The organism is Candidatus Poribacteria bacterium (assembly GCA_028820845.1).
Taxonomy (GTDB): domain Bacteria; phylum Poribacteria; class WGA-4E; order WGA-4E; family WGA-3G; genus WGA-3G.
The window spans coordinates 37915-61993 of record JAPPII010000033.1 but is presented as its reverse complement, the minus strand read 5'-3'; the positions used below and the strand labels follow the sequence as shown (position 1 = coordinate 61993).

Annotated in this window: 20 protein-coding genes; 9 read left to right on the top strand and 11 right to left on the bottom strand. The window is 47.9% G+C overall.

Annotation, left to right across the window (positions count from 1 at the left end):
- Position 1 precedes the first annotated feature (1 nt).
- The 4 genes from OXN25_08270 to OXN25_08255 form a co-directional block, all read right to left on the bottom strand.
- Positions 2–757 (bottom strand): ion transporter, encoded by a 756-nt coding sequence (locus tag OXN25_08270; GenBank protein ID MDE0424846.1) that lies wholly within the window; start codon positions 755–757, stop codon positions 2–4.
- Positions 758–784: 27 nt separating this feature from the next.
- Positions 785–1702, bottom strand: a complete 918-nt coding sequence (gene pstA, locus OXN25_08265) for a phosphate ABC transporter permease PstA (protein ID MDE0424845.1) — start codon at positions 1700–1702, stop codon at positions 785–787.
- A gap of 237 nt (positions 1703–1939) precedes the next feature.
- Positions 1940–2845 (bottom strand): phosphate ABC transporter permease subunit PstC, encoded by a 906-nt coding sequence (gene pstC / locus OXN25_08260; GenBank protein ID MDE0424844.1) that lies wholly within the window; start codon positions 2843–2845, stop codon positions 1940–1942.
- Positions 2846–2851: 6 nt separating this feature from the next.
- Positions 2852–3772: a phosphate ABC transporter substrate-binding protein gene (locus OXN25_08255; GenBank protein MDE0424843.1), complete on the bottom strand. Its 921-nt coding sequence runs from the start codon at positions 3770–3772 to the stop codon at positions 2852–2854.
- Between the two features lie 615 nt (positions 3773–4387).
- Here OXN25_08255 and OXN25_08250 point away from each other — a divergent pair.
- From OXN25_08250 to OXN25_08240, 3 genes are read left to right on the top strand one after another with little or no spacing between them, the layout of a single operon-like run.
- Positions 4388–5959: a carboxypeptidase M32 gene (locus OXN25_08250; protein ID MDE0424842.1), complete on the top strand. Its 1572-nt coding sequence runs from the start codon at positions 4388–4390 to the stop codon at positions 5957–5959.
- Positions 5960–5988: 29 nt separating this feature from the next.
- Entirely contained in the window at positions 5989–6510 is a 522-nt protein-coding gene (locus OXN25_08245) for a hypothetical protein (GenBank protein MDE0424841.1), read from the top strand.
- Between the two features lie 19 nt (positions 6511–6529).
- The gene (locus OXN25_08240; protein ID MDE0424840.1) at positions 6530–7846 is read left to right on the top strand and encodes a hypothetical protein; all 1317 of its coding nucleotides are present in this window, start codon (positions 6530–6532) and stop codon (positions 7844–7846) included.
- Here OXN25_08240 and OXN25_08235 read toward each other — a convergent pair.
- From OXN25_08235 to OXN25_08225, 3 genes are all read right to left on the bottom strand, one after another.
- Positions 7794–8756, bottom strand: coding sequence for a nucleoside hydrolase (locus OXN25_08235; GenBank protein MDE0424839.1), 963 nt, complete (start codon positions 8754–8756; stop codon positions 7794–7796). The two genes, OXN25_08240 and OXN25_08235, sit on opposite strands and share 53 nt — an antisense overlap.
- Before the next feature lie 254 nt (positions 8757–9010).
- Positions 9011–11722, bottom strand: coding sequence for a lamin tail domain-containing protein (locus OXN25_08230; protein ID MDE0424838.1), 2712 nt, complete (start codon positions 11720–11722; stop codon positions 9011–9013).
- A 100-nt stretch (positions 11723–11822) separates the two neighbouring features.
- Positions 11823–14075 (bottom strand): leucine-rich repeat domain-containing protein, encoded by a 2253-nt coding sequence (locus tag OXN25_08225; GenBank protein ID MDE0424837.1) that lies wholly within the window; start codon positions 14073–14075, stop codon positions 11823–11825.
- Positions 14076–14525: 450 nt separating this feature from the next.
- On the opposite strand from OXN25_08225, the gene OXN25_08220 reads away from it, so the two are divergent.
- The 6 genes from OXN25_08220 (at position 14526) to OXN25_08195 (ending at position 19900) form a co-directional block, all read left to right on the top strand.
- Entirely contained in the window at positions 14526–15326 is an 801-nt protein-coding gene (locus tag OXN25_08220; protein MDE0424836.1) for a DUF481 domain-containing protein, read from the top strand.
- A gap of 64 nt (positions 15327–15390) precedes the next feature.
- Complete coding sequence (yccX, locus tag OXN25_08215) at positions 15391–16359, top strand: acylphosphatase (protein ID MDE0424835.1); 969 nt, start codon at positions 15391–15393, stop codon at positions 16357–16359.
- A 2-nt stretch (positions 16360–16361) separates the two neighbouring features.
- Complete coding sequence (locus tag OXN25_08210; GenBank protein MDE0424834.1) at positions 16362–16967, top strand: nucleotidyltransferase family protein; 606 nt, start codon at positions 16362–16364, stop codon at positions 16965–16967.
- Positions 16968–16994: 27 nt separating this feature from the next.
- Positions 16995–17867 carry a MoxR family ATPase gene (locus tag OXN25_08205; protein ID MDE0424833.1) on the top strand — a complete coding sequence of 291 codons (873 nt, stop codon included), beginning with the start codon at positions 16995–16997 and terminating at the stop codon, positions 17865–17867.
- A gap of 1 nt (position 17868) precedes the next feature.
- Positions 17869–19578, top strand: a complete 1710-nt coding sequence (locus tag OXN25_08200; protein ID MDE0424832.1) for an ABC transporter permease subunit — start codon at positions 17869–17871, stop codon at positions 19576–19578.
- A 4-nt stretch (positions 19579–19582) separates the two neighbouring features.
- Positions 19583–19900, top strand: coding sequence for a Rieske (2Fe-2S) protein (locus tag OXN25_08195; GenBank protein MDE0424831.1), 318 nt, complete (start codon positions 19583–19585; stop codon positions 19898–19900).
- Positions 19901–19905: 5 nt separating this feature from the next.
- On the opposite strand, the gene OXN25_08190 is transcribed toward OXN25_08195, so the two are convergent.
- The 4 genes from OXN25_08190 to OXN25_08175 are packed head-to-tail and all read right to left on the bottom strand — an operon-like array spanning position 19906 to position 24078.
- Positions 19906–21345 (bottom strand): hypothetical protein, encoded by a 1440-nt coding sequence (locus OXN25_08190; GenBank protein MDE0424830.1) that lies wholly within the window; start codon positions 21343–21345, stop codon positions 19906–19908.
- Entirely contained in the window at positions 21342–22016 is a 675-nt protein-coding gene (locus tag OXN25_08185) for an ABC transporter ATP-binding protein (GenBank protein ID MDE0424829.1), read from the bottom strand. The genes OXN25_08190 and OXN25_08185 overlap by 4 nt, the downstream gene beginning before the upstream one ends.
- Before the next feature lie 14 nt (positions 22017–22030).
- Positions 22031–23161, bottom strand: coding sequence for an ABC transporter permease (locus OXN25_08180; protein ID MDE0424828.1), 1131 nt, complete (start codon positions 23159–23161; stop codon positions 22031–22033).
- Between the two features lie 20 nt (positions 23162–23181).
- A complete protein-coding gene (locus OXN25_08175) occupies positions 23182–24078 on the bottom strand; it encodes a phytanoyl-CoA dioxygenase family protein (GenBank protein ID MDE0424827.1) in 897 nt (298 codons plus the stop codon).
- Position 24079 lies beyond the last annotated feature (1 nt).

Sequence of the window (24079 nt, the reverse complement as noted above, 5' to 3'; positions counted from 1 at the left end):
TTTAGCCACTTTTTGTGTCGCTGTGTTCCGTAGATTGATTCTCTTTTTCTTCAGCTTCCTCTGCTGCTTCGCGTTCCACGCGTGCTTCCGTCAAAGCCGATGCCAACAATCCAGAAGGAATCGCGATAAGCCCTACACCCACAAGGGTGACGAGCGCAGTGAAAACCCTTCCACCGCCTGTTTCTGGATAGACATCTCCATACCCGACAGTTGTCAATGTCACAACAGCCCACCACATCGAATCAAGGATAGAGCCGAACTTTTCAGGTTGGACATCTCTCTCAAAGTAGTGGATCCCGCATGCCGCGAGATAGACGAGCATCAACGATAAGATAACGAGTGCCAAGAGTTCTTGCTGGATGCCACGAAGTGCTGTTGCGAGCCGATCAACTGCGAGGATAAAACGGGTTGCCTTGAAGATTCTGAAGACCCGCAAGAATCGGAGGACGCGTAGCACACGAAATCCGGGGACGAGAAACAGAGACGGTAAAATCGCCAGCAAATCAATTATACCATAGAAACTGAAAATGAAATCCCGTTTTCTGGGTTCAATGTAGACCCGCAGTGCATATTCCGCTGAAAATAAAACAAAAAACACCCAGTCTAAAATAAGAAAATGCGTTGCATATCCGGCTAATCCCCACACATCTCTATCGGATTCAAGCACAAAAACGACAGCGGATGCAAGAATCAGAAACTGGATGACGGCGGTAAATGCGGCCCCCTCAACAATATTTCGTAATTTTTCTTTATTCATGTTTTTGTCTGGTTATAAACAACCACTCTACCATTTCTTTCGAGTTCGGAGATAAACCCTTAGCGCAATTGATGCGGCGTTGACGAGTAAAACAGTGGCGACAAGCACTATTGCAGTCCCGTACGGAATTCCCTCGGTCACATCTGGTACCTGTGTTGAAATTGTAAAAAGATGTAGGGAGAGTGCCATACACTGTTCCGTTATATTATAGGCGAAAAGGTTTCCTTCCGCAATAGACTTATAGAAAACCGCCCCGGTGAACATGATAGGTGCCGTTTCACCCGCTGCGCGCGATACCTGTAAAATCACACCCGTCAGGATACCACTGATGGAGTTAGGGAGGACGATACGGCGAATCGTTTGCCATCGCGTCGCACCCAGATTCCAACACGCCTCCCTAAAAGACATAGGTACCGCTTTAAGTGCCTCCGTTGTGCTGGCGATAATAACCGGAAGCGTCATGATTGCGAGCGTGAGTGAGGCTGCGAGTATAGACTCACCTAAACCTGCAAAGAGGACAAATGCACCGACGCCAAACAGCGCGTGGACGATACTCGGCACGCCAGCCAGATTAACAACAGCCAAATTCGTGATACGCGTAAACCAGTTATCACGGGCATACTCGTTGAGATAGACGGCAGCGAATACACCAATAGGAGCAGACACCAATAGAGACACTACCACTAAATAGATTGTTCCAAGGAAGGGTGCCCAGAGTCCACCGGCACGCATATTGTCTTTCGGATTCGTAAACAGAAACTCCAAAGAGAGTACCGGCAATGCCTTATAGAGGAGATAGCCGATAATGAGAAGCAGCGGGATAATCATCAGACTTGTTATGACAAGCAGGAAAATCCGCATTACATTCTCTATCTGCCGTTTTTGCCGGGCAATCGGTGTTTCCGTGAACATCTCTTGCGGCGATACCTGTACGTCAGTGTTCATATCTCCGTATTATCCTTAATAGGTTCCCCAGGCTTGGTAGAGTTTTTGCGAATCAACACGGAATGCGCGTAAATCAACGGTATGAATGCCGTGTGGCATTCCCCGGGCATTCCGTGGGGTGTTTCTTCACGGTTTCCCAACCGCACCAAGCATTATTAGGAAATTACCGAAGTTATAAATTAATCTTCATTTAGATTGTGTTGGATCAGACGTAAACTAAAAGTTTGCGCTACAAAATTACTCTTGACGGATGCCTTTGATAACCAAATCAGCGATGAGGTTCACTATAAATGTGATAGTAAAAAGGAGAATACCGATAATAAAGAGGACCTGATAGTGTTCATCACCCCTCGCGACTTCCCCTAATTCGGCGGCGATTGTCGCTGTTAGCGTGCGGATCCAAGAAAGCGGCCCCGACGGAATGTTAACAGAGTGTCCGGTTGCCATCAAGACCGCCATTGTTTCACCGATGGAACGTGCGGCACCGAGCAAGACGGCTGCCAATAGCCCATTTTTTGCTGCTGGTAAAAGCACACGATAGACCACCTGCCATCGGGTTGCGCCGAGTGCTTCCGCTGCCTCGCGATAGGAATCTGGCACGGCTTTTAAGGCATCCTCCGCTATAGAGACGATGATCGGGACACTCATCAACGCCAACATAATGCCTCCGTTGAGCATCGTTAAACCGATGGGTGCTTTGAACACAGCAATAATCAGCTGATTCATCAAGGTCAACCCAATAAACCCCCACACAACCGACGGGATCGCAGCGAGCAGCTCGATGATAATCTTGAAAGTCTCTCTCAGTTTTGGGCTACAAAACTCTGAGACAAAAATTGCTGCGCCGAGCCCAAAAGGGACGGCAATACACATTGCTAAGACTGTAACACTAAAAGTGCCCACAATTAAGGCAAACGCACCGTATCTTTTATTATTGAGTGAGGTCGGTTGCCACTCTACGCTCGTCAGAAACTCCTTCAAATCCAAACCGTTGAAAAGAAAACCCGCCCCCTCGCGAAATACAAAGAAAAAGATACCAAATACAAAGAGAATAGAACTAATACCACATAAGCGAATAAACAGTTCAATTGCTGTTTCGGAAAACGGCAGGTTTGCTGTGCTTTTTTTGCGTAGAAAATTCATATATGTTTAGCTGCTGTCTAACGGTACGAAACCGAGTTTCTCAACAATCTGTTGACCTTCGGCGGACAAAATCCAATCGAGATATGTTTTAATTGCGCCTGTCGGTTCACCCAAGGAGTACATGTAAAGTGGACGGGCGATAGGATAGGTTTTCGCCATAACATTCTCAAGAGTTGGTGCGTAGTAAGGGGCATCGGAGGTAGTAGCGACTTCTAACATTTTGACATGTGAGGTAGCATACCCCATACCGCTGTAGCCAATCGCGCAGGGCGTTCTTCCAATAACTTCCACTACATCTTTAGAGCCGTGTAAATCTAACGAACCGATACGAAAGTCGCGCGCTGTCCCAAGCAGTGCCTCTCGAAAATAGAAATACGTACCCGAATTAGATTGCCGACTGATGCGAATAATTTTGTCGCTTGGACAGGCGGTATGCGTGAGACCGAGATGGCTCCACTTCGTTATCGTGCCGTTCTCGCCATAGATCTCTGCGAGCTGTGGGATTGTAATCTTATCAATAGGTGTATCATGATGGACATAAACCGCAAGGGCATCATAACCGACGATAAATTCCTGAGGCACTTTACCCGTATTTTGCGTTGCCTGCTCTAATTCCTTAGGCTTAATCTGGCGACTGCAGTTGGCTATATCAACAGTTCCGTTGATGAGTGCAGCAACACCTGTCCCAGAACCGCCACCCGACACCTCTACCGATGCTTGGCTGGAGATACTCGTGTACGTCTCTGCCCACGCCTGCGCCAAATTCACCATCGTGTCTGAGCCTTTATTCTTGATAGTGATGTGGTCAACATCTTTAGTGAGGCCCCCTTCGCTATCTTTCGGCGAACAACTGCTAACAACAACGGCACCTGTTAGGATGACTAAAATATTTATGATGAAGGACAGTATCCGATTGTATTTCTGCATAAATTTGCCTTCCTTGCTTGATTCTGCCGTAAATTATAGCATTTAATTGTTACGAAAATAAGACAAAAGCCGGAATTTTTGTAATTTGCTATCATCATGGGAAGAAAACGGTTGGTCTCAGGAGACAAAGGCGAATACACTATATCAAATCTAACGCTTTTTATTTGGCTTTCGCAGCCGGATCGTGCTATATTATATACCCAAGTTACTACTGACACGATTTTAGACCTGCATACCTTATTTTTTACTGAAAACTGTCGATGATCCAGGCATTTTGTAGCGTAAACTTTCAGTTTGCGCACGCAGATGCACAATCTAAAAGATTATGCTACAGGGCAGCAACTTACGTATTATATACACGAGGAATGGAGGTAGAAACAATGGCAAAGTCTATAGCTGAAGTACTCACCAAACAAATGATCGAACTCGGATAACTGGACTCATATTATATTATACCAATTCTAATTGATAATTCCTCTTAAAAGGTTGGCTATTTTTCAGCACTGCTCGGTGCGGTTAGAAACCGCACCTACCGGGTGTGACGTGAGTGGGTTCGGTTAATGCGAGATAAACTTTTAGAAATGGTATTAGATTACAAGCGAGGAGAATATTATTGTGGAAGCGAAATTTGAGGAACTTAAAACCCGGCTGCTTGAGATAAACGATATATCGTCCGCTGCAGGATTGCTCCATTGGGACCAATCCACCTATATGCCCCCTGGCGGTGCTGCGGCGCGCGGTCGCCAAATGGCAACGCTTAGTCGTTTGTCACACGAAAAATTCACTGATCCCGTCATCGGGAAATTGCTTGATGCACTCGAACCTTACGAAAAAAGTCTCTCTTACGATTCCGACGAAGCGAGCCTCATCCGCGTCACACGCCGAAAATATGAACGCGCCATTAAAATACCCGCAGAATTCACGGCTGAGGTGGCAAATCATAGTGCGGAATCTTTCCAGGTATGGACCGAGGCACGTCCGGCAGACGACTTTGAGCGGGTCCGTCCCTACTTGGAAAAAACGCTGGATTACAGCAGACAGGCAGCAAACTTCTTTCCGGGCTATGATCATATCGCAGATCCACTCATTGAAGCGAGCGAGTACGGGATGAAAGCGACAGAGGTGAGTCGTATCTTCGCCGAACTCCGTGAAGAACTCGTTCCAATTGTTGCTGCGATCACATCACAGGAACCCGCCGATGATTCGTGTTTGCATCAATACTTTCCAGAAGAAAAACAACTCGAATTTGGATTAGAAGTTGCTGAGCAGTTTGGTTACGATATGAATCGCGGGCGGCAGGACAAAACACACCACCCATTCATGACGAAGTTCTCACTCGGCGATGTCCGGATTACAACGCGAACAAAGGAGAATTTTCTCGGTGATGCGCTGTTCAGCACGCTCCATGAGACTGGACACGCACTGTATGAGCAAGGCATTCAAATGGATTTCGAGGGGACCCCTCTCGCTCGCGGCACCTCCTCCGGTGTCCATGAAAGTCAGTCGAGACTCTGGGAGAATCTGGTCGGGCGGAGTCGCGGGTTTTGGTATCACTACTATCCGAAACTCCAAAGCGTTTTTCCTGAGCAGCTCGGTACTGTATCTCGGGACACATTCAATCGTGCCATCAACAAAGTAGAATGCTCTCTCATCCGCACAAATGCCGACGAGGTAACATATAACCTCCATGTTATGCTGCGCTTCGATCTTGAATTGGCACTGTTAGAAGGAAAACTTGAGATCCGAGACATCCGCAATGCGTGGCGCGAACGGTTTGAAGCAGATTTCGGCATCGTGCCACCAGATGACAAGGACGGTGTTTTGCAAGATGTGCACTGGTACTACAGCCTCATCGGTGGCGGATTTCAGGGGTACACATTGGGCAATATCTTAGCCTCACAATTTTACGTCTCTGCCTTTAAAGCACATCCTGAGATTCCAGCTGAAATTAAGAGGGAGGGCAAGTTCAGTACACTTCACAATTGGTTGAAAGAGAATCTTTACCAACACGGATCAAAGTATACGGCACCCGAAATCGTTGAACGCGCAACAGGAAGTCCCCTGTCTATTAAACCTTATATCGCATATCTTAAACTGAAATACGGATATTTTTACGATTTAGGCGACGACGGCACTCAGCAATGGGAGGATATGGTCAAAGCGTGGCCCAACGGGAGTGCTTCGTAAGCACGTATCTTACAAATGGAGAATTGATCATGAGAAGCGTTTGGATGTTCCTCATTCTATTCCTCTCTGGTCTGTTGCAAGCATGCGGAGGTGCTAAACTCATTGATGTCTCCAAAAGTACAACCGTACTGCAACTCACAACGGTACAACAACAGACTATCCATCCTAAACTGAAACTGATTCGCGATATTGTTGATGACTATGACTTTGAGAAGAAACAGTTAGAGGCGGACTATCAGGTGTTTCGCGCTGGGCTAACAAATCGGTATTACGATCGATATGAAAGCGGATTCTCGGACATGCGGACGCGGCGGGAACTCAACGCATTCCGAGACGAGGCACGCAAGTTTTTGAAGCAGCGCGAGATCTTTATGAACGAGATTAATGAATTGATTGAAGAGATTGCCTTAGAACTCACCGATGCCCAGCGGGTCAAATTTGCGGAGTTGAAACTCCCAAAACTGGATGTACCGCTAATGCTCCAGCGTGATCCGTACAACGATCTCCGCTATATTCCGAATCACCCGCTCGGTGGAATACACACGTTTTAGCGTCCGGCAAACATCGGTTATGGATTACTACGTCAACCTACACGGTAAGGATTCAAACTCCGGTTTGTGTAAAACGCAGCCGTGGCGAAGTATCAAACGCGTAAATACTACCGAGTTGTTGCCGGGCGATTCGGTCCGGTTTCAAGCGAATCAGACCTTCGTGGGAAATCTCTCCCTCACTGAAATCAGACCCTGTAGCAGACGGAAAGTAGGTGCTGTAAAAATCGGTTCCTATGGAGAAGGTTCTGCGACGATTGACGCAGGTGTCGGTTCTGGTTTGGTAGTGAAAAACAGCGGCGGCATCCATCTACAGGACTTGAATTTCATCGGTGCTGGGGCATCAGAGAACACAGGCTCTGGCATTTTGTTCATCAACACCTTACTCAGGGATGCCAAATTCACGGATATTCGGATTCATCGGGTAAATGTCAGCGGCTTCAGGGATTCTGGGATCTGTTTCACGGCAGAACCCACAGACGGGAGTTGGAGCGGATTCCGTAATGTTCGGATTACGCATACCACAAGCCATGACAACGGAGATGCAGGCATCAGCTGTACCGGCGCATGGAACCCAGCGCGAGCGGGTTACGCACACGCTGATTTCTATGTCGGCAATTGTAGTGCCTATAGGAACGCGGGGATCCCCGGCAAGGGCAGCCATTCAGGGAACGGTATTATTCTTGCACAGGTAGATAGTGCGACTATCGAATATTGCTGCGCTTATGAAAACGGCAGACTAAACGACTACGCAGGTGGGGGACCTGTCGGTATATGGGTATGGGACGCGAACCGTGTTCTGATTCAGTTCAACGAATCGCATCACAATCGCACCGGTAGCAGTAAAGACGGGGGTGGATTCGATCTGGATGGAGGTGTAACAAATTCAACCGTTCAGTATAACTATTCCCACAATAATGATGGCGCGGGGTACCTACTGGCACAATTCGAGGGTGCGCGACCTTTTTACGGGAACATCCTCCGTTACAACCTGAGTGTAAACGACGGTAGAAAAAACAGTTATGGCGGCATCCATCTCTGGTCAACGGGTGCAAACGGCGGTATCAGGGATACAACCTTCTTCGCGAACAGAATCCATACAGCAGCATCCACCGATGGAAATCCCGCTGTAGTTGACTGCGTGAGCGACGGGATTCGCAATATCCGTTTCTATAATAACCGCTTCCAGACCGATGGGAATGCAGTGTTCACGCGCGGTAAAACCAATCAAGGTGTCGTGTTTGAAGGAAACACTTTCGATATAAACGATATGGATCCATCGGATTTCACCGAAGCCGCTGGAAAAAGTTATCCAAAAACGCCTCGGCATCTACTTTAACACAGACCTGTGCATTTGGATTGTGACGTTGGCGTTCAGGACGTAAATCGGCAACCGTCATACCGTTGGTCAAATCGCCTTCGGTTTCGACCTGTACATAGGCATCAACACTCTCAAAATAGTCTGGAGACGTTAACACGGCAATGGGAAGGGCATCGTGGATATGAAATCCCCAGAATCCGACGTGTTGACGATAAAATTCCATGCAGGCTTGTGTCGCATCCCAGAGGAAGTGTGAAACTTTATCCTGCCGTCCCTCAATTTCGGCGCGCAACCGTTCGCCCATCAGGACAACTTGGTGTGTCGCATCAAGTGGGAAGATGTGAACAGGCACCCCAAATTGAAAGACTTCTTGGGCTGCATGCGGATCGACGAAGATGTTGAATTCCGCTGTTGTTGTGACATTGCCGTAGTCCTCAAAAACACCACCCATCACAATAATTTTCTGAAGCCTTCGCATTTTAGCGGCATCCTTACGGATTGCTTTGGCGAGATTCGTCAGCGGACCGAGTGCTACAATGATAAGTTCATCTGGATACTGCGCCGCTGTCCCAAGAATGAGATCTACACCTGACATGGATGAGAGAGTGGTATTTGCAGGGGAGTAGCGTGGGTTGCCATCGGTATCTTGCAGATGACTGGTATTTCCTAAGCCGTCATCACCGTGGACATGTGCTGCATTCACGAGGGGTTTTACGAGCGGTGCAGCTTCGCCTTGGGCAATAATAGGAAATTCGTCTAAATCAAGCGATCCGAGAATCGTGAACAGATTTTGCGTTGCTTGTTCGACTGAGATATTTCCGCAGACGGTCGTTATTGTTTCTACGCACAATTCAGGCGAACGCATGGCGAGGAGAATTGCATAAGCGTCGTCTACGCCTGGATCGGTATCTATGAGGATTCGTTGCATTTTCTGCCTTTCTATCTTGTGTTTTATTGATTTTACCACCATAGAACGATTTTGTCCAATTATAGAATGCTTTGTCCAAGGTCGTTCAGTTTTCTGATAATTTCGATTTTTTGCGCAATCTTCTTCTTGTAGGAGCGAGCTCTGCTAGCGACTTTCTCATAAAAAAACAGGGATCCCACAACCGAAGCCGGGGATCCCTATTTGGTTTTAGGTTAGTTCAATTATTACATCCCTGAACAACCTTTGTGTCTGACCTATTTGCCAAACGATTTTAGCTCACTCCAACGCGTCGTGAGTTTACCCCCCGCACTGACATCCTCCCGCAGATGCGTGGTTGCCAAGGTCGTGCGTTTGCCATCAAGAGAGACATCCTCAATCTGGTAGTAGTAAACAACGTTGGGTTTCGCAGTTGTATCTGTGTACGTATACACATGCTTTTCACTGGTAGTCCCATGACCCGCAATAATGCCTTTGACGTTGATGACCTGGAACGCACCATTCTTCGTCTCACTCCGCAGGATGTTGAATCCGGCATTGTTCAACTCAGACTCGGTTGTCCATGTGATAACAACTGCTCCTGTTCCTTTGTCGCGAACTGGATGGAAACTGGAGAGTGAGACCGGTAATGCGCTTCCGACACGGTGTCCAGGCGAACCAACATCATCGCGATGTCCGTAGTAGGTTAAGGCACTCTGAGCAGCACGCCAAGCCGACTGCATAGTGCCGGGATCGGCGGCATCTGCGTTGCCATCAAATTGACGGTTTCCGAATTGACGTAAGATTGAATACCGCTTATCTCCATTAACTTCGGGTAGGGTCCATTGGAGGATGCGTCTCGGACCATCGAGCATGACGTTGCCCGCCTCGTCTACGAACTTACCATCTTTATCCGTAAGTTTGAGGTAGAAACCTTCAGTGCTCAGGAGCGTACTGCCGCGATTTTTCAAACCTAACGCATCGCGGTGGTTTCGATAGAGGTTATAGACTCGGTTGTTAGGCACGTCGCTTGCGCTGCTCCTGTCGGAGACAAGCAGTAGGGTTTGGTTCGGTAAGATAACCGTATTTCTTTTCGCAGCATCAAATGTGAAGGCAGCATCAACAGAGGATACATCACCCTCGCCTCCATTACGGAGCTCTAACTTCCAACCATCCAGGTTAGCAGCTGTAGTCATAGAGGTGTTATAGAGTTCAATCCATTGGACGAGTCTGGCCCGAGGTCCGGCATCATACATAATCTCGCTGATAACGACGCTACCGGTAACATCAGCAATATTTCCCTTGACAGCGTCGTTCGGATAACCGGGAGTGCCGGGAGCGATTGCCAAATCCACACCGGGGTCATAACCGAGCCCACCGGATTCACTGCCAAATTCTTTCCAATCCTCCTGGTGAAGTCTATAATCGGTTCTTGACTTCTGAGCGTCGCGACCATAGGATTTACTACTGGAGGCGAGAGTGCCTTGGAAGATGGGATCCAGATTCTCTCCCGATGGTGCTTCCCAGCCGACCAAGGGTGCAAGGTCCGTACTCCCCCACGAGGTCCGACGGTTCCCAGCAAAGTCTACAATTTTATCGGCGAAAGAATCAGACGAAGAATCCCTTTTTCGGAGGTAAAGAAGGTATTTGCCTGTGTTTGGCAGATTTAATCTGCTGTCAACGTAAAACTGATGCGTTGCACCGTGCGGGAAGTCGTCACTATTTGTGATGTCAATCCCACCCGCCAAAGGTGTTTCTGAGGGATGACGATTGACAATCAAAAGGTAACCGCCTGCTGGAATCTTCGCGAGATTCTCATCAGGAAACTGGGCACCTATCGGACTACCGATGTATATGCCGCCATTCAATTTGCGTTCACCAAATACTCTTAATTGCCAACCTCTGATGGAAATATCGGTGTCCGTGTTATTGTGGAGTTCAACCCAATCGATGTTAGCAGCGGAGGTATCGTTCCGAAACTCGTTGATGATAACCCCTTCAGCAGGGATGGACGCTGGGGTTTTATCGTACCTGAAGGCTGTACCGACATAAGGTTTATGGACAGTTCCGGGCGTTCCAACGAAAGGACCGTCCATATTGGTCCGTCCAACGGATGCTTCCCAAGAATCCGCCTCACTCCCATCACCGAACGCCGCATTGTCTTTATAACGCCAACCAAAAAGAATATCTGTCTTCCGATACATGGAGACGAGATTTTCTACGGGATGCCTCCCATCTTCAGAAGCAATCGTCCGACCACTGCTACCGGGCGGATCCCATCTACTCCCAAAGCGATTGATGAGGCTAACCATGTCAATAACTAAACGTTCTTCTGTAAAGCCATTGTCGTATTCCTGAGTGTAAGTTTTGCCTAAGTTGTTGACTCTCCGGTTGAAGTAGAAACGAAGCCTCAGATCATCGCGACCTTTTAGAGCGTCCCCATTGTTGTAAATTTCGATCCACTGTTTCGAGTCATCTGATCCATCAAGTCCCCACATAATTTCACTGATGACGAGTCTGTGCTTAAACTGAGCAAGCACTGCATCTGAAATGGCTTTCTGACTAGCAAGATTTACTTCATTGAAATTAGTGTTAGGATCATCAACAATACCGGCTGGGGCCTCTGTATCTGATACGATAGTATGGTTTGACGACCCTTTTTCACCAATGTTGAGTGAAAGTTCAATCGTGCCACCAAACCGCAAGAGTTCTTCCAAATTCGGAAAGTTTGCGTTACCGCGGAGTGTTGTTACGGTAATAACCTCAGCATCAACTGTTCCATTAGGAGCAGGATCCTCACTATCACCGTCGCTCTTCACGTGAACAACAAATCCATTTTTTCTCATCAGTTGATTCCTCGGACTGTTATCGTAAACATCCACGCCGGTGTTGAGGGGAGCACTGTTCCGCAATCCTTGGGCGGGTGCTGGTTCGGCAAAAGAGGCGAACATTAAAACTAAAACTAAGGAAAATATTAATCTTGACAACATTCTTTTTCTCCAATTATAGTGGATCCCATAACTTAATGAGACGTTTTGTGCACAGGCTAACGGTTTCCTATGCTACAAAGAAAACAGATGTACGATAACTCTATTTGAGAATCACCATTCGACGAGTGACTTTAACAGCCCCTGCCTGAAGGGTATAAAAATAGACACCACTTGCGACTGGTTCACCCAAAGTGTTCCGTCCATCCCAATACGCAGCGCGCGACGGAGTTCTATACGTTCCAGCCGTCTGGAAGCCGAGAGATAACTCCCGAATGGATTCTCCTTTTAAGTTATAGATATAGATATGAACATCCGTGTCTTGTGCCAAATCGTAAGGCATCCAGGTCTCTGGATTGAACGGATTTGGATAGTTGGCGAGGAGTTGGGTTACCTCAGAGGTTGTTGATCCAAGTGATCCATTTCTCGGCGCAGCCAGAGTTGTCAAAGATCCGGTGGCCAATGCAAAGTCTTCAGATGGGTCTAAACCGGTGACGATTTTTTGTATTCTTAAACCATCAAGGTTGGCGCGCTGGATACTCCCAAGCGAATTCGTCCAGTATAACTTATCATCTTCACTATCAATAGCAATACCAAAAGGAATACCTTGGATTGAGACGACCGCTTCAATATCCGAGCCATCAAGGTCAGCGCGTTTTACAGCACCACGTCCAGCAGCTATTTCTTGTTTCCAATACATCTTGCCGCTTGCAATAACAATATCCCCAAGTTTCACCAAGCCTGTAACCACTGCTTCTGGGGTACTACCATCGAGATTTGCACGCCAGATACTGTTCGCTTCCGTATAGTACATCTTGCCATCAGCCGTATGCAACGCGATGCGTTTGGGTGAATTCAGGTTTTGGATCAGGTTCCTAATGTGTTTACCGTTAAGGTTTGCACGTCGAACCCGTCCAAGTGAATCTGTCCAATATAGTCTTTTGCCCTCAGGGTCAATAGTCAGGTCCACAGGGACCCCCGACTGGATAGTGGCGAGAGTTGTAAGATTTGAACCGTCAAAGTCCACGCTATGGATTTTTCCGGTTCTATCACTTGTTTTCTCTGTGAAGTAGACTTTCGCGTTTATTGCATCTACGGCAAGACTCGTTATATTCTGGACATTGGGTGTTAACATCTCCACTTCCGCACCCGCAAGACGATAAAGCCGACCAGACAGCGCGGTTACCCAGTACGTTAGCGGCAGTTGGGAGGCAGCGCGTAGCACTTTCGTACCATCTTTCGCCCCCGGTGTACCGTAATTTGGAAATGTCAAGTTTTCTCGATTGCTTGAGGCTTTCCAACTCCTTGCAAGGCTGCCATCAGGTACCTCTCCTGTCGCGTATTGTATTTCTCGGTACATGGAGACTGACGGTTGATCGGGTTGTATGCCTTTGCTAAGTCCCGGCAATTCCCATGATACATTCTTCTCCGCCGTCGCATTCCGGACTCTATCTATCACGCTCCATCCACCATAAAACTCTGTTGCGGGAATGACATCCCTCTCCAGATATTTACCTGTGAGTAGCAAAGCATAACGATTCCTATTAAGTGTGATGTCTTGCTTCGGACTGTAAAGTTCTACCCACTGGTTATCTGCCATGTTTTCATGCCTTCCCCACATGATTTCGCTAATAACGAGATCGCCGAATTTGGTGTTTGTGTTGGGGTGTGCAATCAGTTCAATCGTACCACCGAAACCTTCGGTTCTAAAACTATCAAATGTTTCGTTGACGCGCGCCAGCAAGTCGCCAGTGCCGCCTTCACCACCGCCTCCATCACTACTGCTACTTCTAAGGGACTTGGTAAGCACAGGATTCGCTCCTGTAAACGCGGACCAATCTTGATAGATTGTGGTCACGTTTCCGAGAATAGAACGACCTCGGTCGCGGCTGAAGACAGCGAATTCTCCACCCTTAATCACCATCGGTTCAGTTAGGGTTAGCGGAAGATTTATGGTTATTGGATTGGAGTCAAGAGATAACGTCCTTAGGTTTCTCAACCTCGCAAGTGGATGGACATTCTGAATTTCATTATCCGTGAGATCTAAGAACCGCAGGCTCGTTAGTTTCAAAAGCGGTGTTACATCCGTAATCGAATTGCCATTGAGATGCAGTCTCTTTAAGTGAGTCGCATGTTGCAGACCAGTGAGGTCCCTGATTCTCTGTTCGTGAGCGAATAGGGTTGTCAAACTTCTCATGTCTGCTTGCGTGATGGATCCTTTTTCTTTGCCGAGCTGGGCGCGGATTGCTGCTTCTAAACCAGTATCCGGTATGTTCACAGTCTGTGCATCAGCGATGTGAAGCCAACTGCAAAACATAATCGCGAGAAGCGATAGGTTGATGTAAAGCGTTTTCATAAAGTTATTGATTACCTTCCTTAGGGTATTGAAGTGGATAGGATTTTATAGGTGATCTTGCGCGGAGGTGCAACCTGTGAGACAGAGGGGCACGACAAGAATCCCACGGGTCAGCGCGCGACGATAGCAATCGTCTATCATAAAGGCAATTTCATCAGTTTTTGTCCGTTGTTTTCTGGGGATTGCTTTGGGAAGGCAAACGGTGAGGTGTGCGTTCTCGGCAATCCTTTTGTGTATAAGGTGCTAACCTAATTGTATCACAAAATAAGTGGATTTTATGATACAATTAGGTTAGCGCTGTCATAGGGACGTTATGGCAGTGCCGCGTCGATCGGTGTTGGTATCACCGTCGGCGCACCTCTCATAAAAAAGGCTGCCAATTACAAAGTATACAATAAATGTTGAAAAATGTCAAGAAATATTAAAAAAAGTCAAAAAAGCAACGCATTTTTGCGTAGATTCAGCATTCAGTGCCGCCATCCGTGGATTATTCACACCTGTTTTGTCTTATGTCTGACCTTCTGTTCTCCCCTCGCAGCCCAAGTTAATATTTTTACGGATGAAACGACAAAGCAGATGCAATTGGAACCGGGTTGGTATAACAGCATCACGATGGATTTAACCTATCGCACGGGAAACACAGATCTGTTTACGGCGCGGACACGGTTTCGATCAGATTATCTGTCAAAAACTTATCACGGTTTTGTCTTTGGAAGCCTCCAAGAAGGTAGGCGGAAGGGCGCGTTTTTTGTAAATAAAGGCATGGCACATACGCGAATTATACGACGTTTGACGCAGCATCTCTTTGTTGAATCGTTCGTTCAAAAACAATTCAACGAATCCATTTTATTGAATGACCGAAATTTAGCAGGCGGCGGTACAAGGCTGGCACTATATCCATCCAATCCCAGATTTAAGGTATATCTCGGTGTCGGGGCAATGTGGGAACATGAACGTATTAATGACAAAACACTCGGCGAAATCACAACGCGTATCGTGCGGGCAACAAACTATATCAATTGGACATGGCAATTAGACGAACGGATTACGACCAGCGCAACGGGTTATTATCAATTCCATGTTCGGCGTTTTCAAGACTATCGTATCCTCTTTGAAGGGAGCGTGACGTTCCGTTTGACGACAAAATTGGCGTTTCCGTTGCGCATTAATTTTCGATACGACAGCGAACCGCCTACCACTATCCGAAAACATGATGTGGAAATTTTTAACGGTTTGCGGTATACTTTTTAATGGTTGTCGGTTAACTGACGACTGAAAACTATTAAAACCAACAACTATGAAAAAGGAGGATCTCATGAGGAAGGTAAAACCCAGTATTTTGAAGGTGGGAATCAAAATCTGTTTAACTGTGTGCCTTGTTGCGCTGTCGAGTATCGGATGGGGTGATGGGCATCTCAAGGTGATGGAAAAGGAAAAACAGCTCGTCTTAACTGGCGAAATTTCTAAAGCACTCGGTGAATATGATGAGCATTTAAGAGGTGCAGTCGAATATCTCATCTGTGGACGCGACGGCAAGGAGTATGAGAGTATCATTATTGTTGATGCGACAGCGAAAGAAATCTACGACGCTTTAAGTAAACTCGGTGTTGAAGTCGGCACACCCCCTGGCTACGATGAAGAAAAAGATGCCCCGACATCGCCAACAGGTACTGCATTCATTATGTCCGTTGCGTGGAAAGACGGCGACGAAATGAAAAAGGTCCGCGCCGAAGAACTTATTCTCAATGTAAAAACCAAAAAGCCGTTGCAACAGGTCGCTTGGATCTACTCGGGTTCGCGTATTGTGCCCGACTTGGACAGTGAAGATGAAGATGCGATGCTGCCGCAAGCGTTTATGAGTAATGACATTGTCGCCTTGAGGGTGTTTGATGCAAGCGCGCTCTTCCAGAACCCGCTTCCTGAATCGTCAGAGGAGAACATCTATAAAAAGAACGATGCCGTGCTCCCAGAACTTGGCACTCCTATCACACTTACGATTGAGGTCAACCAGAAAATGCAATTGTACGTGCTAATCAGTGGCAAGGTGCAAGGTGTAGGTTTTCGTAATTTTACGCAGCTCAACGCGAAACAACTCGGTGTTAACGGTTATGCAAAGAATCTACCAAACGGTAAAGTCGAGGTTGTCGCCGAGGGTGATAAGGCGCAGTTAGATGCGTTAGTTACGTTCCTGAAAAAGGGACCGCGTTACGCAAGAGTCGATTCGATTGACATCGACGCACGTGCTTTCACTGGGGAATATGAGACTTTCGGCATTCGGTATTAGACATGGCGCAGCAATCATCTCCTTTCATATCTGGAATCCTTCTTGCAGCAGGACTCTCCTCCCGAATGGGAGAGCCGAAGCAGCTACTCCCGTTTGGAGAAAGCACTATCGTTGAGACCGTAGTGGATAGCATGCTCGGTGCAAAGTTTGATGAGGTTATTGTCGTGGTCGGACACTGCGCAGCGGAGATCAAGGAACAACTGCGGACGCGCCCGGTCAGAATTGTTTTTAACCCTGATTACCGCGAAGGGATGTTAACCTCGGCACAGGTGGGTATCCGATCCTTGCAAGGGAGCAACGCATTTTCACTGATGTTAGTAGACCAGCCTTTCATTACTTCTGAGTTGATTAATCAGGTTATCAATGCCTACCAACAAACGGACAAAGGAATTGCGCTTCCGAGTTACAACTACAAACGCGGGCATCCGGTTGTCTTTCACCAGCGATATACTTGTGAAATCCTTGCCTTAGACTCAGGGAGTAGTGGCGTACGAACACTTTTCAAGAAATACGGTGACGATATTCACTACGTCACTGTAGATACGGATCGGGTATTGCGGGATATTGATTATCGAGAAGATTATGAACGCGCTTTGCAGGAGAAGTGAAGGAGGCTACCGATTACATATCACACAATGTTTACATCCATCGAAGACGTTCAAGCCGTATGTGAAAAACATGCGTATATCGCAGATAAGGGTTTAGCGACGACGCTCTATCTGGCGCACCACCTCAAAAAGCCTATCTTTCTCGAAGGCGAACCCGGGGTCGGCAAAACAGAAGTCGCTAAAGTCCTTGCGGACTCAACAAACGCCAAACTCATCCGATTGCAGTGTTACGAAGGCTTGGATGTAAACAGCGCGTTGTATGAATGGAACTATACACGGCAAATTTTGCAACTTCGCATTGACGAAGCACAAGGACGTGATAAAGAAGACATCGGAACGGATTTGTTCAGTGAGGCATTTCTGCTGAAACGTCCGTTGCTGGAAGCCATTCAGAGCGATGCTGATGTCCCACCGGTCTTACTCATTGACGAGGTAGATCGGAGCGACAGTGAATTTGAGGCGTTCCTGCTTGAAGTCCTATCCGATTTTCAGATTACGATCCCCGAAATCGGCACGATCCGAGCAAAACATATCCCGCATGTTGTGCTCACCTCAAATCGGACGCGAGAGGTACACGAAGCCCTCAAACGCCGTTGCCTTTATCAGTGGATCGATTATCCGACTCTTGAGAAAGAACTGGCAATTGTCCAGACGAAGTTGCCAGATATTGACGAACATCTCGCGGAGCAGTTGTGTCGGATCATGCAGCTGTGGCGGCAAGGGGATTACTACAAAAAACCGGGGGTAGCAGAGACGCTGGATTGGGCATTGGCACTCATCGCACTCGGTAAGGCGCAACTGGATGCAGAGGTTGTTACGGAAACGCTTGGGTGTGTCTTCAAGTATCAGGACGACATTCAACGGGCACGGACAGTAGAATTATCCGAATTAGGATTATAGAATGAACCAAAACCAAAAAAATAAACAGGTTGCGACAAAAATTTCCAGAGGTATCGGTTATCTCCTTTTGGTAGGCGCAGCTTTCTGCACGATGATACCTATGCTCTGGTTGCTGACGTCCTCTTTTAAGACGGCAAATGAGATTTTCGCGGTACCGATTCAGTGGTTTCCGAGTCTCCCGCCGCGCGTCGCGTCATCGCCTTATACCGTTGAAAACGCTTATCGAAAAATAGAGAAACCAGAGACAATTGACGAAACGGCCTGGCAGACGTTAGCACCAGAACTCACACAGGTTGTTTGGAAACAGGCGCAAACACATCTCGCAGCAAACCTGCATCTCTCCAATTACGTCCCATCTGAGGAATTACAGACAGAAACAGTCGAGGGGTTATGGCAACAACTGGTAGCAGGACTGCCGGAGGAAGTTTGGCGTGGCACAACACCTTCAATCATCAAGACGGTGGAGGCAGCAATTATTCCAGAAACCGTTGACACGATCTGGAGCTCGGTGTATCGAGAAGTGGCAGTGGGAAGGCTTCAGATAGAAGATCTCGATTTCAACCGTCCACAGATCGAAGGCGCCGAGTGGAAAGCAGAGAGAGGCGCGAACCTCCGAACATCTGCCGATCCGCAGACTGCGGCGAATATATCTTACGAATTCCGAGATGACAAAACCGTCCGCATGACAGCGAGCATCTCTTCACCCATTCCAGTTGAACAGATTCGGCGGATTATCCTGCCCGTTCGCGGTGATGCCTCGTATCACCACCTCGATTTAAGCGTCTCCGTTCTACATGCTGGAACGACTCGCAACGTTACCTATCAACCGACACGTCCTTTCATTTTGGAGAGTGCGCTGTGGAAAGATGCGGTATGGCGATTGCACGGCACTCCGGGTGAACTGGAATCATCGCATATCACAATGGAACAGGTAGAAACAGACCTTACAACGCCGTCTGCAATAGAAATAGGTGCAGGAACGCAACTCCTTCTACAGTTGACGATTCATCAGCCGGGCTACCTATCAATAGTGTGGGATAAGTTTACCTCAAACTACCGAAATTTGTGGAAGACAGTGCCATACAATCGGTATTTCATCAACAGTGTTTTTATCGCCACTGCTTCAACCTTATTGACGCTGTTTTTCTGTTCACTCGGTGGTTACGCGTTTGCGAAATATCAATTTCGAGGTCAAAAAATCCTGTTTGGTATTCTTCTCGCTTCAATGATGGTGCCTTTTCAGGTGCTCCTTGTTCCGCTATTCGGATTGATGTATGATATTGGCTGGCTCAATAGTTACAAAGCGATCATCATCCCATTCTCAGTAGGCGCGTTCGGCGTATTTTTGATGCGCCAATTCATTGTCACGATCCCATCGGAATTGTTGGACGCAGCGCGCATTGACGGTTGTTCCGAGTTCGGTATCTACTACCGGGTTGTGCTACCCATTATCAAGCCAGCACTCGGTGCGTTAACTATCTATTCTTTCTTGGGTTCGTGGAACGGTTATCTTTGGCCCCTCATTATCTTGCGCGATGAGGCAAAATACACACTACCGATCGGCTTAGCGAACCTCGTCGGTATCTATCGGCAAGACTACGGCATGTTGATGGCGGGGACACTGCTCTCGCTAATGCCGATTGTTATTCTGTTTTTAGCGATGCAGCGTGAATTTGTGCAAGGTATTACTTTAGGTGGCGTGAAGGAGTAAAAAAATGGCGGATTGGACAACGGTCACGAAAACATCAGCTATCCGTGAAGGACGCGGCAAGGCGTTTACCGTCAACGGAAAACGGATTGCTATTTTCAACGAGAACGGTGAATTTTGTGCTGTGGACAACACCTGCCCGCATGCGCTGGGTTCTCTCGGTAGAGGCAGAATTCGCAACGGTATTGCTGTCTGCCCCGTCCACGGTTATGCTTATGATACGAAAACGGGGGAATGTCAAACCGACCCACGTCTCCATGTCAGAACTTACCCTGTGCTTGTTGAAGACGAAGAGATCAAGGTGGAAGTAAAATCGGATGCCTAAGCGCGCTAAAAGTCTGTGCTAACGCCTACCATGAACGAAGTTTTGTGAATCGGTTCAAATTGGGAGACCCCTTCTGCGGTTTCGACGCGTCGGAAGGTGTACTCACGCAAGACAATCGTTTCAACGGGTGGAAAGACGGTATAGCGTGCCTCTACACTGAACGCCGACTTCTCGTCGAGATCGAAAAGGTCCCCAAAGAAATTCGTCTCGCCGCCCGCACCTATATCCCGTTTTGTATAGAACGCTCGTAGCGAGAGACGTGGTACTAATTTCGATACAGTCGTACCCATATAGAGCTTGGGTTCAATATTCGTATAATCCTCAAGTGTACCAAGGAAATGGATTTGCGGTAGGGGCTGCCAGATGAGTTGCGAGAAAAAACCACGTCTCGGTTCCGTCATTGTCTCTAAACCCAAAAACTGCGGCACATCAGGCTCTGGTGATAGCGATTTCGCCGATTCATACGTATAGTCGAACACAGAAGGGATATATCCATCTCCGAAGACACGGTACTCAATTTTGAAGATTGCTTGCGTAAAAGCGAACCCGACACCAACAGCATTTCCCCATGCGAGATTCGTCGCGCTGCTTTCTTCTACAGCAGTGGTCTCTGATTCCGATTCAACCGTATCCGACAAAGTATTGAGAAAGGCGATATCGTCGTAGAGGTCCAACCGGAATGTACTTGTCTCAAAGATAGGAAACCCGACATCCAGTCCAATCGCGCTCAAGGGTTCCTCGCCTGCCTCCTGCAAATTCGGGTTGATGTCGGTGAGATAGGTAGCACCGAGTTCAAATCGCGTCAGAAAGTTGTTATTCTCTTCCCGTTGGAATGGACGTAGGAATACGCGTCCCCCGAAAATCGAGGGGTTCCCGATGTCATTGAGCATTGTTTCGACTCCAGAACGGTTTTTAGCACCTCTGAGATTCAGGCGTACTCCACGCCGATCATAGTTAGAATAACCAGACATAATCGAACCGTGCCCGATTGTAAGATAATCTAACTCCCCGAAGCGAACGTAGAACGGGGCATAGGGCTGACCATAGCGGACGTAACGGATAAGTCTTAACCACGTACTCGGGCTGTCCCACGATTCGCCATCTTCAGCGAGAATCTGCGGTTCTGTGCCTTCTGCATAAGGATTATAGAGCAAAATCAAGTCTAACCCGATACCGATTTTTCCAAGTGGTATATCCGGTTGAAGCTGCAACTGAACGTAAGTATCACCGTCAATAAAGGTTAGACCCCCGCCGTACAACCCGCTTGTTAGAAAATCAGATTGTTCCATCTCGCTTAGGGCTTTATCTTCGTCGGCGGGACCCGATTGTGATTCATCTTGGGCGGAAGTCGGTAGGATAAGGAAAAAAAATAAAATTGCAATCGTTGCAGAAACAGAGAGGCGTTTCCATATCTCCGCATTTGAAAAAAAACTAAGTCCGTTCATTCACCAACAATCCTTCCATCTTTCATCTGGATAATACGATCGGCACTCTTCCTCAATCCTTCGTGGTGGGTTACAATTGCGACAGTCGTTTGGTGTTCCTGACGTAGTTCTTGAATCAGGCTCATTAAGTTATCGCTCTGGCGACTGTCTAAGTTGGCGGTCGGTTCATCGGCAAAGATGACCTTCGGTCGGTTGGCGAGTGCACGGGCAAAAGAGACGCGCTGTTTCTCACCCCCGGAAAGCTGGGCGGGACGATGGTGAAACCGTTCGCTTAAACCGACCTGCGTCAGGAGTTCCATTGCCCGATTCTCTGCTGCGTCAGTCTTTGTCCGGGCGAGGTCCATCGCTATCATGACGTTCTCAAGGGCGGTGAGATAGGGGAGCAGGTGGAACAACTGAAACACAAACCCAATCTTCTCGCGGCGGATTAGGCTCATATCTTGCGCTGCAGGATCAATCGACTCACCATCAATTCGGATCTGACCGGCATCGGGCGTTAAAATACAGCCGAGAAGACTGATGAGCGTCGTTTTTCCGCAACCGCTATCCCCCATAATCATCACCAACTCGCTCTCTTGAATAGCGATGTCAACAGAATCTATGGCGACGACGGTCGCATCGCCTGTGCCGAAGCGTTTTGTTAAGCCGTTCCCTTCTATTATTGCTGCCATACCGTGTTCACCTCTTAAATCTCACCGCGGAACGCAATCATTGGATCCACCGTGATTGCCTTGCGCGCCGCCAGATAACCGCTCCCACAACAGACAACGAAACTGATACACGCAACGGCGACCGATTCAACAAAATGAATCGCGACGAAAATTGGTGCCGCTGCTGCAAAGATGTAGGACAGCATAAGCCCAAGTATCACGCCAACAGCGGATATCAGCGCAACCTGTTTTAACAGGAGTGCCATGACATAGATATTCGCAGCCCCGATCGCTTTCAACACGCCGATTTCCTGCGTTTTTTCGAGCATGGTTACATAGGTAATCATCCCGACAAGGATACCCGCTGCTAACCAGAGCATCACCCGCAAAAACTGCACGGCTTTCATCGGTTCATCGACATAGTATTCAATGATATTTCCGACCGTCTGTTTTAAGGTGCGCGTTTCAATCGTCTCAAATTCATCGTATTGCGTTGCTACTTCTGGAACAGGAAAGTTCTCATTGACCTTGGCGACCATCATGTTAACATGTGGCGTGTTACCGAGTAAGAGTTTTTGGGCAATGCGGACATCCATAAAGAGGAGCGGCGTGTCCAAAACGAACATGAGACTTTCCGTTTTCCCGACAACTCGCACTTTCTCATCGCCGAGGGTAATCTGCTCCCCAATCTCCAAACCCATTTTCTCATCGACAACCACTTCATAAGGAACAGGATCTTCAGGTCTGTAGTCCTCAAAATTGCTGGGGGTAAACATCCTTCCCTCAATCGCTCGCTTGGGTCCGCCGAGTTTTCCGAGTTTGTAGCCAACAACAATTGATTTAGTGGATTTTCCACGCACATTCGGGCGCGCTTGCGCAAAAACCAAGGGTGAAGCAGAGTCCGGGATTAAGCCTTGCCCTGCATTCAGGAACGCCATGTATTCCTCAATAATGAGGGAGAAACCAATAAAAGCACCACCGGAACCTTCAGCGGAAATCCATAGGTCTGCTCCCGTTGATTCAACGTACTGCCGCGCTTGGATACGCATACCGTTCATGATACCGCCTAATAGCAAGATGAGTGAAATCAGCACGGTGATACCGAGTGCTGTTAGCACGACTCTCGCTTGGCGGTACCGCATGTCTTTGAGGAATAAAGTTTTCATTATTCGATGTGCCCCTGGTTCTACATGGCAGCAAGTCTCTCATGCATCGTCAACCGTTTACGGCGATGCAGCTGGACGTGTCCATGATACGCGTCTGTATCCTTTTCAACACCCGTGTCGCGTTCAAGGAAAAGTGGAAATTCGGATGCGGGTGGCTTGGCGTTATGATACGCGCTGTTGTAGCTCCGCATGATAATCCGCTGTTCACGGTTGAGCGTCTCTAACCACTCTGGTGAGGAATGAAAACGGTCTGCTGGTGTCAACCACGACGGACAATAGGCGACGAAGATATTGTAACGCACGACATCGCTTTCGTTCGGCTCTACACGATGCCAGATACTCGAATGCATCACCGTCATCGTCCCTTTACGTGGACAGACGACCATCTCACCGGGAACGCTCTCGTGCGTATCGTAGCCCTCCATGTACTGATGCCGATGGCTTCCGGGTAACACAACGAGGTTCCCCATCTTCGGTCTCGGCAGATCCGTCAGCCAATACCCAACCTTGATTTGCAAGGGTAGATACGGTGAGAACACACCATAAGGCAACGCACGCGCCCCATCTGGATGCCACTGATTGTACTGTTTGCCACCCGGTGGCCTCAGGAAAAATTGGCTTATGTGAAGTTTGAGGAGTTCGCCGAAAAGGTCATACGCATAACCAACATGCCGCTCATGATCAATGAGCCCGGCAAATACAGGGTCGCGTTCGACGATATTCTGCATGCCGAGGTAACCGCCGGGTGTATACTTCGGATTGTTAGCAGCGACTCGGTCTATTGCATCAATATAGGTCTGGATATCTTCATCGGAGATTGCGTCCTCAAGGAAGATAATGCCATCTTTGTTAAAGGTTTCCCACTGCTCCATCGTAAATCCGGGCGGTGCAACACGATATTTCTGTTCGGTGTCCATG

Coding starts and splice junctions, on each gene's coding strand:
- OXN25_08270 (MDE0424846.1), bottom strand. CDS start 757: ATGAATAAAGAAAAATTACGAAATATTGTTGAGGGGGCCGCATTTACC.
- OXN25_08225 (MDE0424837.1), bottom strand. CDS start 14,075: ATGAAAACGCTTTACATCAACCTATCGCTTCTCGCGATTATGTTTTGC.
- OXN25_08240 (MDE0424840.1), top strand. CDS start 6,530: ATGGATTACTACGTCAACCTACACGGTAAGGATTCAAACTCCGGTTTG.
- OXN25_08185 (MDE0424829.1), bottom strand. CDS start 22,016: ATGGCAGCAATAATAGAAGGGAACGGCTTAACAAAACGCTTCGGCACA.
- OXN25_08245 (MDE0424841.1), top strand. CDS start 5,989: ATGAGAAGCGTTTGGATGTTCCTCATTCTATTCCTCTCTGGTCTGTTG.
- OXN25_08205 (MDE0424833.1), top strand. CDS start 16,995: ATGTTTACATCCATCGAAGACGTTCAAGCCGTATGTGAAAAACATGCG.
- pstA (MDE0424845.1), bottom strand. CDS start 1,702: ATGAACACTGACGTACAGGTATCGCCGCAAGAGATGTTCACGGAAACA.
- OXN25_08210 (MDE0424834.1), top strand. CDS start 16,362: ATGGCGCAGCAATCATCTCCTTTCATATCTGGAATCCTTCTTGCAGCA.
- OXN25_08200 (MDE0424832.1), top strand. CDS start 17,869: ATGAACCAAAACCAAAAAAATAAACAGGTTGCGACAAAAATTTCCAGA.
- OXN25_08195 (MDE0424831.1), top strand. CDS start 19,583: ATGGCGGATTGGACAACGGTCACGAAAACATCAGCTATCCGTGAAGGA.
- pstC (MDE0424844.1), bottom strand. CDS start 2,845: ATGAATTTTCTACGCAAAAAAAGCACAGCAAACCTGCCGTTTTCCGAA.
- OXN25_08255 (MDE0424843.1), bottom strand. CDS start 3,772: ATGCAGAAATACAATCGGATACTGTCCTTCATCATAAATATTTTAGTC.
- OXN25_08230 (MDE0424838.1), bottom strand. CDS start 11,722: ATGTTGTCAAGATTAATATTTTCCTTAGTTTTAGTTTTAATGTTCGCC.
- OXN25_08175 (MDE0424827.1), bottom strand. CDS start 24,078: ATGGACACCGAACAGAAATATCGTGTTGCACCGCCCGGATTTACGATG.
- OXN25_08235 (MDE0424839.1), bottom strand. CDS start 8,756: ATGCAACGAATCCTCATAGATACCGATCCAGGCGTAGACGACGCTTAT.
- yccX (MDE0424835.1), top strand. CDS start 15,391: ATGAGGAAGGTAAAACCCAGTATTTTGAAGGTGGGAATCAAAATCTGT.
- OXN25_08180 (MDE0424828.1), bottom strand. CDS start 23,161: ATGAAAACTTTATTCCTCAAAGACATGCGGTACCGCCAAGCGAGAGTC.
- OXN25_08190 (MDE0424830.1), bottom strand. CDS start 21,345: ATGAACGGACTTAGTTTTTTTTCAAATGCGGAGATATGGAAACGCCTC.